The organism is Stenotrophomonas sp. YJH_SMC_135 (assembly GCF_059372355.1).
The window spans coordinates 185365-199210 of record NZ_JCAFVN010000004.1 but is presented as its reverse complement, the minus strand read 5'-3'; the positions used below and the strand labels follow the sequence as shown (position 1 = coordinate 199210).

General features: G+C 66.4%; 14 protein-coding genes and 1 riboswitch. Of the genes, 6 read left to right on the top strand and 8 right to left on the bottom strand.

The window, feature by feature from the left end:
* Nucleotides 1-193: 193 nt before the first annotated feature.
* The gene (locus AC5P98_RS15655) at nt 194-640 is read left to right on the top strand and encodes a hypothetical protein (RefSeq protein ID WP_049405231.1); all 447 of its coding nucleotides are present in this window, start codon (nt 194-196) and stop codon (nt 638-640) included.
* Between the two features lie 103 nt (nt 641-743).
* Here AC5P98_RS15655 and AC5P98_RS15650 read toward each other — a convergent pair whose 3' ends face one another.
* The 3 genes from AC5P98_RS15650 to AC5P98_RS15640 all read right to left on the bottom strand — a co-directional run bounded on the left by AC5P98_RS15650 (nt 744) and on the right by AC5P98_RS15640 (nt 3085).
* Nucleotides 744-1430 carry a L,D-transpeptidase gene (locus AC5P98_RS15650; protein ID WP_049405230.1) on the bottom strand — a complete coding sequence of 229 codons (687 nt, stop codon included), beginning with the start codon at nt 1428-1430 and terminating at the stop codon, nt 744-746.
* A gap of 166 nt (nt 1431-1596) precedes the next feature.
* Nucleotides 1597-1869, bottom strand: a complete 273-nt coding sequence (locus AC5P98_RS15645) for a hypothetical protein (protein ID WP_010487149.1) — start codon at nt 1867-1869, stop codon at nt 1597-1599.
* A 211-nt stretch (nt 1870-2080) separates the two neighbouring features.
* Nucleotides 2081-3085 carry a DUF2268 domain-containing putative Zn-dependent protease gene (locus tag AC5P98_RS15640; protein ID WP_049405225.1) on the bottom strand — a complete coding sequence of 335 codons (1005 nt, stop codon included), beginning with the start codon at nt 3083-3085 and terminating at the stop codon, nt 2081-2083.
* 161 nt (nt 3086-3246) lie between these two features.
* Here AC5P98_RS15640 and AC5P98_RS15635 point away from each other — a divergent pair, with 161 nt between their 5' ends.
* From AC5P98_RS15635 to AC5P98_RS15615, 5 genes are all read left to right on the top strand, one after another.
* Complete coding sequence (locus AC5P98_RS15635) at nt 3247-3822, top strand: OmpO family porin (protein ID WP_005411880.1); 576 nt, start codon at nt 3247-3249, stop codon at nt 3820-3822.
* 125 nt (nt 3823-3947) lie between these two features.
* The gene (locus tag AC5P98_RS15630; protein ID WP_049405223.1) at nt 3948-4715 is read left to right on the top strand and encodes a helix-turn-helix transcriptional regulator; all 768 of its coding nucleotides are present in this window, start codon (nt 3948-3950) and stop codon (nt 4713-4715) included.
* Nucleotides 4716-4783: 68 nt separating this feature from the next.
* A complete protein-coding gene (locus tag AC5P98_RS15625; RefSeq protein WP_049405220.1) occupies nt 4784-5152 on the top strand; it encodes a VOC family protein in 369 nt (122 codons plus the stop codon).
* Between the two features lie 123 nt (nt 5153-5275).
* Nucleotides 5276-6250 (top strand): Dyp-type peroxidase, encoded by a 975-nt coding sequence (locus AC5P98_RS15620; protein WP_049405218.1) that lies wholly within the window; start codon nt 5276-5278, stop codon nt 6248-6250.
* Between the two features lie 86 nt (nt 6251-6336).
* Nucleotides 6337-6756, top strand: coding sequence for a hypothetical protein (locus AC5P98_RS15615; protein WP_049405216.1), 420 nt, complete (start codon nt 6337-6339; stop codon nt 6754-6756).
* 106 nt (nt 6757-6862) lie between these two features.
* Here AC5P98_RS15615 and pnuC read toward each other — a convergent pair whose 3' ends face one another.
* The 5 genes from pnuC to AC5P98_RS15590 all read right to left on the bottom strand — a co-directional run bounded on the left by pnuC (nt 6863) and on the right by AC5P98_RS15590 (nt 13784).
* Nucleotides 6863-7432, bottom strand: coding sequence for a nicotinamide riboside transporter PnuC (gene pnuC / locus AC5P98_RS15610; RefSeq protein ID WP_049405267.1), 570 nt, complete (start codon nt 7430-7432; stop codon nt 6863-6865).
* 8 nt (nt 7433-7440) lie between these two features.
* Nucleotides 7441-9630: a TonB-dependent receptor gene (locus tag AC5P98_RS15605; protein ID WP_049405214.1), complete on the bottom strand. Its 2190-nt coding sequence runs from the start codon at nt 9628-9630 to the stop codon at nt 7441-7443.
* A 70-nt stretch (nt 9631-9700) separates the two neighbouring features.
* A riboswitch (TPP riboswitch) is annotated at nt 9701-9796 on the bottom strand.
* A gap of 98 nt (nt 9797-9894) precedes the next feature.
* On the bottom strand, nt 9895-11019 hold the full coding sequence (locus tag AC5P98_RS15600; protein ID WP_049405211.1) for a phosphotransferase enzyme family protein: 1125 nt from the start codon (nt 11017-11019) through the stop codon (nt 9895-9897).
* Nucleotides 11020-11140: 121 nt separating this feature from the next.
* A complete protein-coding gene (locus AC5P98_RS15595) occupies nt 11141-11548 on the bottom strand; it encodes a glycine zipper 2TM domain-containing protein (protein ID WP_014645533.1) in 408 nt (135 codons plus the stop codon).
* 247 nt (nt 11549-11795) lie between these two features.
* A complete protein-coding gene (locus AC5P98_RS15590) occupies nt 11796-13784 on the bottom strand; it encodes a peptidoglycan-binding domain-containing protein (RefSeq protein ID WP_049405265.1) in 1989 nt (662 codons plus the stop codon).
* Between the last annotated feature and the right edge of the window lie 62 nt (nt 13785-13846).

Here is a 13846-nt window from a genome sequence, read left to right as displayed (position 1 = left end):
GGTGGACTATCGAACGCCCTGCTCGCCCGCTTCAGCGGAGGGCTGCCTGCTTTCGGAGCAGATGCAGACGATGTTGTGCCTACTGGAGCACAGCAGCGAAGCAAGCTTCCATCGCAATGGTGTCGCAGTTCGCACTTTACGGAGTCAGAGTCTGATCGCTATAAACGGCTCCTCTTTTCCATGACTGCGCACCATGAATCTGAGGGATTTGTTGGTCTCTGCTGCCTATCGCGACTACCTATCTGAATTGGAATCGCATCTGATCGGGCACCCTTTCAACCAAGACGCACCCATCAGGGCTGTCATTGTCCGCTTGCATGAAGAATGGATGGGGTACGCCGAGGTGACACCTGAAGCGCTGCTGGGCCTGATTGAAGCGGAACGCGTTCAGACCTTCAGATACATTGCGCGGAAGCTCACTGCATACATGGAAGCGGAAGGAGGGCCAGACAATATTGTCAATGAGCCCGCAAACCTGCACATGCCCATCGGTCATCTGATCGAGTACTGGTTGCACCGTAGCGAGGGCCCAGATCTAAGAAACTATCTGAGAAAAATCCGCATGCCCGGCGCCACTGCCTATGCCAAGGAGACGGCAGTAATGTTCCGGGTTGCTCGAATGACTGCTATCAGTCAGTAGACCGGGCTGTGGGATCCACCACCAACGCTCATGCAGACGTAACACCTGAACCAAGTCGGCGCGCAATGCGGGTTCCCTCGGCATGGAGGGTACGTCGGCAGTGTTACTTGCTCGCGCGCCGCGCGCCCTTCTCGCCTTCGTCCTTTGCATCCCCACGGCTCTGCGCGAACTCCGGGAACGTCTTCGCGATCGAATCCTTGTCCGGCAGGATGTAGAACACGCCGCCCTTCTCGAACGTGGATTGCACGATCTGCTCGTAGAACGCGGGCGAGACATTGATGCAGCCGTGGGTGACGCGGTTGTCGTCCGGCGAGGGCGATGCCAACCGCTCGGCGCGCTTTTCCTTCGGGCTGCCCGGCGGCAGCGGGTGCATCGACACGGCGGAATCGTAGTCCACCCACAGCACGCGTCCGGCATCGTCGGACGGGCCGTAACCGCCAATGAAGCGGCCGGCAGGCGTGGTGCGGTCGTGGCCGGGAATCGCGCTCAGTGCGAGCTTGGCGACGCCCGGTGCGGAATGGTCGCCGATCGCCGACCCAAACAGCGCCGGTGCGGCGCCGCGCAGCTTGCCGTCACCGCCGAAGACCAGAACCTGCGCCGCCGCCTTGTCCATGACCGCAAACGGATAGCCCTGGTTGTCCTTGCTGGCGACCACCCAGCCGGCCAGCTCGATCACTGTCTCGGACACGCTCTGGTCGGGCGGAAGTTCATCAACGGCGGCGACCGATGGTGCAGGTGCGTCCTTGTCCCTGGCGTTGGCTACGCCGCTGCACGCAACGGCCAGTGCCATGGCCAGGGCGGCATGGAGGGCGCGGCGTGCAGGGGAGGGGGAAGTACGAATGGGACGGCTCCTTGCAATGCAATCGTGGGTGGAAGGATGCCAGTGGCCGGTGAAGGCCACTGGGTCCCGATGCACCCGATACAGAGGTGGATCAATTCAAACGGTGAGGGAGCGATTACCCGCGCGGCTTGCGGCCGGCAGGTGCCCTTTCAAGCTGCTGCACGCGACCTTCGATCTGGTCCAGGCGCTGATTGGCCTGCTGTGCGGACTGGTTGGCGGACTCCGCGCTCTGCGCAGCGCCCTGCACCTTGACGTCGAGCTGATCGAGACGCGAGTTGATGGTTGCAAACTCGTTCTTGTATGACGCGCAGGCGCCAAGGCTTACGGTGGCGATGAGAGCCACAGCAAGTGCGCGGGCCGTCTTCATGTGTTGCGGGTTCAGGTTCATTGCACTCCCTCCTTCGTCTGGGGAAGCTGGAATATAGCGGCGTTTGTTCCCGCCGCTACCAAGCGCTTTCAGCTGGAATTTGAATACGTGGAAGCACTGTGAAGCCGGCCCCTGACCCAACATTAACAAGCGGGATCAGGCGAGCTGATCTACGTCGGCGGCGTGCCTTGTGCCTGTTCAAGGTCGCCAATTCATCAGTATGAAGCGGCTCTCACAGCACTTGCGTTTCCACGCCTTTGGCAGCAGTGCAGGCAGGCGTCCATCCACCCGCCTCGAACACGGTCGCGGCGGTGTCGGGCCGCACATCCAGCAGCGTGGCGATGGCCCTGGTCCTGTCTGGCGCGCGGGAAACATAGCTGCGCGCGATGCGGTAGCCGACCCAGTATCCGAGATCTCCACGTCGTGCTTCATCGCCGGGGCCGTTGTACAGCCACTTCGAAAGATCGGTGCCCCCACTGTCCTGTACGAACGCGCGCTCCAGCGCACATTCGCGGCCCTGGGCCCAGCGACGCAGATGCGCGTTGGCCGGTTGCCCCGAGATCAGTTCACCCACGTACTCGGCGCCGCCTTCAAGCAACGTCTGATAGAGCAGGGTGGGCTGCGCGACATCGACGCTCGCACCGGGCTGTTGCACGTGCACGTACTCATGGGCGATCAGGTGCACGAAACGATCGCCGACGTCAGGCTGCATCCAGTCGGCGTTGCACAGTGCTTCCAGTCCGATCACCACACCATCTTCGGTGGTGACGCCGCCGCTGTTACCCCGCCCGACCAGCACGGTGACCGGAGGAAAACGTGCAGTGGGGAGCAGCGTGCCCAACCGATCGAGTGCGTCGGCAACCCGCGCGCGGATCGCCGGCAATGCCGCTGCACAGGTCCGCGCCCTGGCGAACAACGCCGGCTTGTCCTGGATGGCCCTGGCCAAACGCTCCATTGATCCGATGCGGCTGTCGGTGAAGCTGCGCAATGCCTCCGTGCCGGTGTCCAGATAGCCGCGCTGCAGGTCTTCGGCACTTGGTTTTCCTCCAGTGGCATCCAGCACGCTGAAGAAACGCGTGACATCGTCTGTCTGTACCACGATGCGTGCAGAAGGTTGGGCGCGCTCGGCCGCGTTGGCTGGCAGCTGCATCATCGGCAGGGCGACGAGCAGCAGCACCCGCACCGCGCGGCGCGCATGGGGCGGAAACAGCAGTGATGCGACGGACGCGTGCGGCATGTGGAGTTCCCTGAACGCCAGCCTTATTTATACACCAGTCAGTTCAATATTCAGGGTCGATTAGACCCCCTAACGGATAATTCACACCTGTCGACCGCCTCCTCTCTCTCCCCCTCCCGGGAGGCGGCCGACGAAACCAAAATAATTAAAGGTGTGTCCCGATGAACAAGAATTCGCTGCTCGCCCTGGGTCTCCTGGCTGCCCTGCCGTTCGCTGCATCGGCAACCGACGGCCTGTCGTACAACTACGTTGAAGGCGGCTACGTGAACACCGATGCCAAGGGCGGCGACGCCGATGGCTGGAAGGTGAAGGGTTCCGTGGCGGTGCACCCGAACTTCCACATCTTCGGCGACTACAGCGCGCAGGAGACCGACAAGTTCAAGAATGACGTCGACCAGTGGCGCATCGGTGCCGGCTACAACTACGGCATCGCACCGAACACCGACCTGGTGGCCCGCGTTGCGTACCAGAAGTTCGACATGAAGCATGGCCTGGACTTCAACGGCTATTCGACCGAAGTCGGCGTGCGCACCGCGTTCAACCCGTACGTGGAAGGCTACGTGATGGCCGGCTACGAGGACTACACCAAGAAGCACGGCATCAACCCGGACGGCGAGTTCTACGGCCGCGTCGGCGCCACCGCCAAGTTCAACCAGAACTGGGGCCTGAGCGGCGAAGTGAAGCTGGCCAAGGCCGGCGACCGCGAGTGGTTCGTGGGCCCGCGCTTCACCTGGTAACAAACGCCTGTCGTTAGTGCGTGTTGTGCTGGCGTGTGACTCTCTCTCTCTCTCCCACACGCCAACCGAAGCCCGGCCTCGCGCCGGGCTTCACTTTTATGGGCCCCGTGGCGCCACAATGCGGCATGGGCGACCCTTCCTCTCTTGCAGGCACCGGCACGACCTACCAGGAACATCTGACGCCTGCGCCGCTGCGCGGCCACTTTGGCCAGCTGTGGCAGAGCCAGCTTCCTGCCGATGCCGATGGGCACATCACCGTATTGCCCGATGGCTGCGTGGATATCCTCTGGCGCGACGGTGCGCTGTTCGTCGTCGGCCCGGACCGTGTGGCCGCGCACCCGGCGCTGGCACCCGGTGCGCAGGTGCTGGGCGCACGCTTCCGCCCCGGCCAGGCATTGGCCGCGCTGGGCCTGCCTTTGGCCGGGATCATCGGCCAGGCCGTGCCACTGGCTGATCTGAAGGGCGCGTGGGCGAACAAGGCGGCGGCCTCCATCGGCGACACCGCGCCTGCACAGCGCCTGCAGCGAATGGCGCACTGCCTGCAACAGCACATGGGTGCGGCCGCGCTCGATACGCCGGCGCAGCGCGCCCATGTCCTGTTCCAAGCGCTCGCCGCGGGTAATGCCACGCTGGATACGCTGGCGGCGCAGTTGGGCCTGAGCCCGCGCAGCCTGCGGCGTTTCAGCCAGTCGCAGTTCGGCTACGGCGCCAAGACGCTGGAGCGGATCCTGCGGCTGCAACGTTTCCTGCGCCAGAGTCGCGCGCTGCCACAGCATTCGTTGGCGATGCTGGCCGCTGATGCCGGCTATGCCGACCAGGCCCATCTCAGCCGCGAGGCGCGCGAGGTGACTGGCATGACCGCCAGCGAGCTGCGCCTGGAGTGGGGACAATGATGGCCGTTTTGTTCAAGACCGCCGTGCCGCGCTGACCGAAGCTGGGGTTCCAATCACGGAGCAACCTCATGAGCCACGAAGCTACCCACGAAGCCGAACGCCGCATCGACAACATCGAATTCAACGTCGCCGACATCGCCCGCAGCAAACGCTTCTACGGCGAGGTGTTCGGCTGGCAGTTCACCGACTATGGTCCGTCCTACACCGAGTTCGACGATGGCCGGCTGAAGGGCGGCTTCGTGTCTGACGCGCCGTTGCGTGCTCACGGAGGACCGCTGGTGATCCTGTACTGCGCGGACCTGGCCGACGCACGGCAGCGCGTGGTCGCCGCCGGTGGCGAAGTGGTGCAGGCGGTGTTCGCCTTCCCCGGGGGCCGCCGCTTCCACTTCCGCGATCTGGATGGCTACGAACTGGCGGTCTGGAGTGATGTGGACTGAGGTCTTCGTACCTTCGCTGGTGGACGGAACGAGAACCGCTCCGTCCCCGGTCAGGCGGTTCCGCTATGATCGCCCGCACATCGCCACACGCGATGCGTCCGCCTCAAGCCAGCAGGAACCGCCGTGAACTCCCAGCCCGCACCGATCACCGCCGTCAACCACACGCTCGACAACGAGCCGCAGCAGATCACTGCGCCGCTCACCCATTCGGCGGCGTTCCTGGTGCTGAAGGTGAAGGATGACGAGGCGTCGATCGCCAAGGCGCGCGAGGTGCTGGCCAGCACCGATGACCTGATCAAGAACACCGCCATCCGCGAGATCGAGCGCACCTTCACCTGCAACGTGGCCATCGGCCATCGCGTGTGGCAGCCGCTGGTAGGCTCCACGCCGCCACGCGAGCTGAAGCCGTTCCGCGAGATCAAGGGCGCGACCCACACCGCCGTGTCCACGCCCGGTGACCTGCTGTACCACATCCGCGCACGCACCATGGACCTGATCGTGGCCTTCGAGCGCAACCTGCTGATGGCCTTCGGCGATGCGGTCGAAGCGGTCGATGACGTGGCCGGCTTCCGCTATTTCGATGGCCGCGACCTGCTCGACTTCGTCGATGGCACCGCCAACCCGGAGGGGCTGTCGCTGCCGGAAGCCACGATCGTGGGTGACGAGGACCCGGAGCATGCCGGCGGCAGTTACGTGGTGGTGCAGAAGTACCTGCACAACCTCGATGCGTGGCGCGCGCAGAAGACCGAGGCGCAGGAGGCGATCATCGGCCGCACCAAGCACGACAACATCGAGCTGGACGACGCGCCGGCAGATGCGCAGAAATCGCACAAGACCCTGTGCACCATCGAGGATGCCGACGGCGAGCACGAGATCCTGCGCGACAACATGCCGTTCGCCAACCCGGGGCGTGGCGAGTACGGTACCTACTTCATCGGCTACACCCGCCGCCTGTGGGTGATCGAGAAGATGCTCGAGCGCATGTTCATCGGCAATCCTGCGCCGCTGCATGACCGCATCCTCGACTTCTCCACCGCCACCACCGGCGTGACCTTCTTCGCGCCCTCACGCAAGGTGCTGGCCGACCTGGGCGAGTGATCGCGCCGGGCCATCACCGGCCGCCATCTGCCTGTCATCTAGGGCGCCGACCATGGCGCGCTGGATGGGAGTGCAGGAGGCAGGCGATGGCCATGGCAGGGAACAGGACCGGCATGCGCCGCTGGTGGCGGCGTCTGGCCGCGGTGTTCGGCGCGTTGGCACTGGGGAGTGCCAACGTTTCCGCGCAGGAAGCCCCCGCGCACTGGATGGCCTACGCCGCCGCCGTGGGTGGCCGGCTGCAGCAGCGCCTGCAGCAGGAACAGGACCCGCAGGCGCAGCGTGTGCTGGCGTGGTTGCAGGCGCACCCTGACACACCGGCACCGCTGCCGGTGAGCGTGTGGATCGCGGCGGATGGCCGTATTTCGAAACTGGAATTCGACAGCCTGGGCGATGCCCAAGTCGACGCCGACCTGCGCGCGACGCTGCAGGCCGCGCCGTTGCAGGCGGCACCGCCGGCCGACATGCGCCAACCGCTGCGCCTGGGCCTGTTGCTGGAGCCGAAGTAGATCCACGCCATGCGTGGATGTGGTGGGTAGATGCCGACCTTGGTCGGCAGGCGCGCACCAACCCAGGTTGGCGACTACCGGTAGCCCGGCCGCGCATGGCGTGGCGCTACCGCGTTGCCACCTGCGGTTCACGCGCGGCGGCGCTCCATGCGCGCAGGCCGAACACGGCCAGGCCGAGGAAGAACACGTACAGTGCCGCGGTCACGTGCAGCGACTTGAACAGGTACGCACCCACATAGACCACGTCCACCGCGATCCACACCCACCAGCAGGCCACGTGGCGGCGTGCCTGCCACCACTGGCCGACCAGGCTCAGCGCGGTCAGCATCGCGTCCAGCCAGGGCAGCGCGGCATCGGTGAAGGTGTGCATGGCCGCACCCAGCGCCACGCCACCGCACAGGCCGAAGGCCAGGTCGCGCAGCAGCGTGTCGCGTGCCAGTGGCACGATGCGGATGCTGCCCTCATCGGCGGCGTGCTGCCGCCAGTTGAGCCAGCCATAGACCAGGAAGCCACCGAAGGCGACCTGCAGCAAGGTGTCCGAGTACAGCTTGGCCTCGGCGAACACCAGGCCATACAGCGCCACCGACAGCAGGCCCACCGGCCACGCTGCCAGCCGGCGCCGGGCCATCAGCCAGACGCCGAGGATGCTGCACAGCGCGGCGGTCCACTCCAGCATCACGCCGCTCACAGCGCGAACGTCACCGACAGGCGGGCCTGTCGCGGTGCACCGGGGAACAGGTAGTAGTCACCGCCGCTGCTGCCGGTATCGCGCCAGTAGAAGCGGTTGAATACGTTGTCCACCGACAGGTTCCAGGTCACCGCGCGTTCGTGCAGGCGATGCTGGAAGCGCAGGCCGGCATCGAACACCGAGTAGTCCGGCGCGCGCACGCCACCATCGGCGCGTGCCACGTTGGCACCGGCATAGCGCCAGCCACCGGTCACGTCCAGGCCCTGCACGAACGGCAGCGCGTAGGCCACGTGCACGCTGGCGCGTACCTTCGGCACGTTCACCAGCTGATGGCCTTCATAGGCCGGCGTGCCGGTGTCGCGCGCGCGCGCCTGCAGCACGCTGGCGCTGGCCACGATCTGCAGTGCGTCGGTCAGCTGGCCGTTGGCGGTCAGCTCCAGGCCGGTGTGGGTCTGCGTGCCTTCCTCGACGAAGGTGTAGCCGACGTCGCTGCTGTCGGGCCTGGCGTACTGGTAGGGCTGCGAGATGCGGAACACCGCTGCACCCAGCGTCAGCGCCTCGACCGGCACGTACTTCACGCCTGCTTCCAGCTGCCGCGACTGCACCGACGGCAGGAAAGTGTCGGCATTGCTGGTCCAGAACGGCGCTTCCTGGCCCAGCGAAATGCCGCGCACGTAGCTGGCATAGGCGTTGAGCTGATCGGTGGCCTTCCACACCACCGCGGTCTGCGGTAGGAACCGCGACAGGCGGCTGTGCCGCTGCGGAACGCCACGCTTGTCGTAGGCACGCTCGTCCAGGCGCACGAAGCGGCCACCGGCCAACCACTGCCAGTCATCGCCAAAGCTCATCCGGTCCAGCGCGAAGAACGCGGTCTGGCGGCTGTCCAGGCGTCGTGCGGAGGGGCCGGGCATCTTCGGCGACGGCTCGAACACGGGCACCTGCGGGTCGTGGATGTTGCTGGTGCCGACGTACTCGTTGACGCTCGGGCGCCTTTCCACGGTACGACGGAAGTAGTCGGCGCCGACGGTCAGCTGATGGCCGACGCTGCCGGTCTCGAAGCGGCCGCGCAGCTCGGCACGGGCCTGCTGGTTGCGGCGGGTGTCGTCCGGGCTGCGGTAGTCGTAGACATCGTAGTCGCCGTTGGGCGCGAAGTAGTTGCCCGGCACGCTGCCATCGGCGCACTGCACGGCGTAGTAGCAGCCGTAGGCGAAGGCGACGTTGTCATCGATCACCGAGCGGCTGTGGCCGACCGAGACGCGCGACTGCCAGGCATCGTTGAAGTCGTAGGTATGCAGCGCGGTGATGTTGGTGCTGGCGATATCCACCGGGCGCTGCCACGGCTGGTAGCCGAGCAGGTGCTCGCGGTCGACACCGCGCGGCAGTTCGCGTGCGCCCAGCAGCTGGTAGCCGGACACCGAACGCTGCGAGCTGGTCTGGTAGTTGGCATCTACTTCCAGCTTGCCGCGCTCGCCGATCAGCCAGTCGGCGGCCAGCGAGTAGAAGTTGCGGCGGCCATCGGCGTGCGCGACGTAGGAATTGCTGGAGTCCCATGCGGCATTCAGGCGCAGGCCGAAGCGCGGGGTGATCCAGTGGCCGACATCGACGGCGACGTAGCGTGAGCCTTCCGAATCGGTGCCGAGCGTGGCGGTGCGTACTTCAGCCGGGCGCTTGCCGATGTAGTTGATGATCCCGCCCGGCGCCATCACCCCTGCCGCCAGGCCGGCTTCACCCTTGAGGATCTCGACCGACTGCACGTTCTCCAGCGCCAGGCGTTGCTCGCCGGCGATGGACAGCCCGTTGAAGCGGTAGCCGGTGGCGGCGTCCAGCGCGAAGCCGCGGATGGCGATGTTCTGGTAGTAGCCCACAGGTGCATACGCATCACCCAGCGAGGCATCGTTGCTGGCCAGCTCGGACAGCGAACGTACCTGGCGACGTTCGAGATAGTCGCGCTCGAGCACGTTCACCGAAGCCGGCGTGTCCTTCCACGAACCGCCGCCGAAGGCATTCACGCGCGAGGTATCGGCCTTCGGCTTGCCGGCCTCCACGCGCACCGCCGCCAGTTCGGTCGGCGAGCGTTCGGCACCAGTGGCAGCCGCATCGGTGGTGGCCTCGGCCTCGCTGGCATGCAGCGGCAGCGCGGCGCAGAGGGCGAGTGAGAGCAGGGTGGGGCGCAGGCAGCGGTTCATTCGGTTCGTCTTCGGACAACAAGGGAGACGAAGCGACGGCGCGCAGGTGCACCGGCCCATGATGGGGGTGTGGCTGCGGCTCAAAGCTCCCTACGCCGGTGCAAACCGGATCAGGTTCCAAGGGACTCTCTCAGCCTGGCAGATCCAGGCACCCCCGCTTCAGGTGACCATTTCACTACAAATGGTACGGATTTGCGAGCGCCAGCCGGGGTCAGATCCCTTTCCTGCGGAAAGGGATCTGACCGCAACGCTGCGTCAACCGGATCACGCGACGGCGTGCAGGGCCTGCAGCAGTGCCCGTCCCGGCGCGCTGTGGAACCACGCCGGATGGCCCAGCATGAAGGGCTGCCAGGCCACGTCGGCATTCGCGGTTGAGCGGGTGACACCTTCGAAGTACTCCACTTCGGACAGTGCGAAGTCGAAATGGACCATTGGCAGCAGGTCGGCCAGCAGGTGCACGCGTGCCGCCGACAACGGCAGCACCTCGCGGTAGCCGTCGAGCAGGGCCAGCGCGATATCGATGCGCACCGCCTCCATGCCGCGCTCCAGTTCCAGCCACGCCACGGCGTTGCGCTCGATCGCGGTGGCGAGGTCGAACAGCGCGCTGGTGGGCGACGCCAGGCCGAAATCCAGCACGGTGCTGACCTCGCCGTTGCGCCACAGCAGGTTGGAGACATGCCAGTCGTTGTGCGCCCACAGCCGGGGCTCGGCGCGCAGGCGCTCGGCCAGGCCGGCGTGCCACGGCAGCACGTCGCGCTGCAGCTGTGCTTCCCATGGAATGCGCGCGAGATAGCGTGCCAGCCCGGGACGTTCATCCAGTCCTGCCTTGATGGCGGCGATCGGATCGTCGGCACGGATCAGGTCGTCGCGCGCCACCAGCAGATGGGTGCTGCGCTGGGGCGCGTGGTAGCTGGCGGCGGCACGGTGCAGCTGTGCGAGCGTGCGCCCTGCCTCGCGGGCCTGCGCGACATCGGTCAACAGCGACCACGACACCGCGTCGCGATACAGGTCGTCGCCCACGCCGACATCGTGCAGTTCAAACGTCCATTCGCCGTGTTCGACCGCAGTGTGGCCATCGGTGGCCGGCAGCACCTGCACCACTGGCACGCCGGCGGCGGCGAGATGGGCGATGAAGTGGTGTTCTTCTTCCAGACAGGCCGCGCTGCGCACGCTGTGGTGGTGGCGCTTGATGAACACCGCGCCGCGCGTGTCGTCGACGATGGCGGCGGCAGACAGCGGCCGCGGGCTGTGCCAGCGCGGTTGGCTGTGCCCGCCCAGCTGCGGGTAACGCGTACTCAGCCACGCGATGTCCGCCGCGCTGATCGGTGGCCAGTCGGCAGCGACCTCGTCGTTGTTGAGGCCCTGCACGCGGTGGGAGGAAGACGTCATGCCACAGTCCGATCGGGAAAGTCACATCCAAGGCTGCGCATTCAACGCCATGCGCGTGGCCAACGCAAACGGGCGGGTCATCGACCCGCCCGTCTCCGCGTCATCGGTATGTCGGCGCTGCTTACCAGCCGCGATGGCGGCCGCGGTCGTGGTAGTAGCGGTTGTCGTAGTAGCGCTCACGCTGCCAGCGGCGGTCATCGCCACGGTCGTAGTAGCCACTGCGGTAGTAGCCACGGTCGTAACGGCGATCGTAGCGGTCGTCGTAACGGCGATTGTCGTAGTAACGGCGGTCGCGGCGGTCGGAGGTGGTCAGGTTGCCGATCGCGCCGCCGGCCACGGCACCGCCGACGGTGGCCGCAGGGTCGCCGTTGGACAGCAGGTTGCCGGCCACGCCACCGACCACGGCGCCGACCAGGGTGCGCTTGTCCTTCCTCGACATCGCGCTGGCATCGCTGACCACGGCGACACCGGCAACCAGTGCCAGGGCCATCGCCAGACCACGGAAGCTGAGTGTGGAAGTACTGAGCATGTTCGGTTCTCCTGTGAGGTGCATGCCACGCTGGGCAGGGAGGGCGCGGGGCGCCCCGGCTGCCGTGGAGACCACGCTGGCGTTCCGACATTGCCGGAACATTGCCTGGCCTACCGGGCGGCTTGCGCATTCATCTAGCGGCAGGCGGCATGAAGCAAGGCTGAAAGTGGCTTTTACCGCTCAGCTGGCAGAAAGGGAAAGGGCCGCGCATGGCGCGGCCCCTCCCGGTCTGCAAGGCGCTGCGGGCTCAGACGCCCATGGCCTTCTGCGCCTGGCGGGTCTGTTCCTGCTGCGCGTCCTGCTGCTGGTGCAGCACGTTCGGCGCGCCCTGCACCGCGCCGCTGCTGAGCGCCATGCTCTGCTCGCTGGCGGTGCGGGTTTCCACCGCAACGCGGCTGGCCGCCGGGTCACCGACCGTGCCCTGCACGGCGAACAGGCGCTCACCGTTCGGGCTGGGCACCACCGCGTCGATGCGCTGCAGGCCGGCGGCATGCGCCTCCCTGGTCAGGGCCGCTGCGGCGCTTTCCAGCGCGTGGCGGTCCTTGAAGGTGCCCGCCGGCATCCGCTCCAGGCCTTCGGTGGCCTGCAGGTACATCGGATGGCGCGGGTGCCGCTCGTCGTTCAGCAGCGGGCGCTCGCGGGCCTCCTTGATCGCATCCAGCGTCTTCGCACCGACGATGCCGTCGGCAACCAGCCCGTTGTCCTTCTGCAGCTGGCGTACCGCCGCTTCGGTATTGCGGCCGAAGCGGCCGTCCTCGGCCAGCGGCTTGCCGTCGGCCCCGGCATAGCCGAGGTGGCCCAGCTGCTCCTGCACCTTGCGCACGCCCTCGCTGTGCGCGCCCGGCTTGTACAGCTCGGCGTGCGGGGCGGCAGCGGCCTTGTGTTCGGCCGCAGGCTTGCCCTGGGTCTGCTCATGCGATTGGGTGCGGCTTTCCAGCAGGTCGCGCGCCTTGGACAACGGGTCCGACGCGAACAGCTTCCAGTGCGGGTGGTCCTTCACCTGCTTGAGGTAATCCTCCACCGGCATGGTGTGCACGCCCTTGCTGCCGGTGGACTGGCTGATCAGCAGCTTGTCGGTGTTCGGGTCGCGCACCACCATCACGATGTGGTCGATGCCATTCCAGTGCTCGTGGCGGGTCCTGGCCGTATCCAGGCCGATGACCATGCCTTCCTTCAGCGCACCGGGCTTGAGGATGGCGTCGCGCTCGAGCAGCACGCCGGACTGTTCGACGGCCTTGTGCACGATGCCGCCGGAACCGAGGTTGCCCAAGTCGATGCGGTCGGCCTTGCTGAAGACAGCGTGCCCGGCCTTCTGGTTGATCTCGTCCATGGTCCGGTTCTGCAGGGTGCCGACCCAGCCGGAGCAATCGATGTAGCCCTGGTCCACGTTCTTGCCGGTCTTGCCCGGCACGTACAGCGCGTGGCCCGGGATGTTGATGGCGTACTTCACATCGTCGTACTTCACGCCAGCGTCGTACGCGGCGTGCAGTTCGATGCCCGGCTTCGGCGCAGCAGGAGCCGTTGCGGTCGCCGCCAGCGTGGCCGCAGCGGCACCCACTGCGGCGGTCTGCGCAGGTGTGGCTGGAGCCTGGGCCTGGCCCGGTGCCACGGTCTGCGGCGTGATGTGCTTTTCCGGGATGCTGATCGCTGCGTACTTGTGGATGTAGTAGCTGGAGAAGGTCCGCGCCAGGTCGCCGTCGTTCATGCCACGCATTTCGGCCAGGGTGTGGCCGGTCAGCGCCTTGGCATCGGACCCGATCTGGTTGAGCACGTTGCGGCGCATGTTGATCTCTTCGCCATGGCCGTTGCGGACCACGCCGAAGGTGCCGGTGGCGATCGCGGTCTGCACCGAGCCATAGCCGGCGCTGCCCTGCTGGTGGGCCAGGTACAGGTCCAGGCCGGTCGGCGTGTCGCCGCCGGACAGGTACGGGTGGCCGGTGCGCTCATTGCGGCGCGCCATCGAGCCCAGGTTGTCCTGGTACATCTGCGCGGCGGCTTCGGTGTTGCGGGTCGGGTCGAATTCGTGGCCGGTCAGGTGGTATTGGCGGGCCGAGCCGGGCACGAACTGGAACAGGCCTTTGGCGCCGGTCGAGGTGTTGTGGGCGCGCTCGTTGAAGGTGCCGCCGGTCTCGATGTGCGCGAAGCGCATGAAGTCATCGACCGGGATGCCCTTCTGCCGGGCGACCTGCTCGACGATGTCCAGGACTTCCTTTTTGCTGTAGTCATGCTGTGCCATGACGTTTTCCTCGGGGTTGATGGAGCGGCCGATGCCGCGAATCGCCAACCGGACTCATCCGT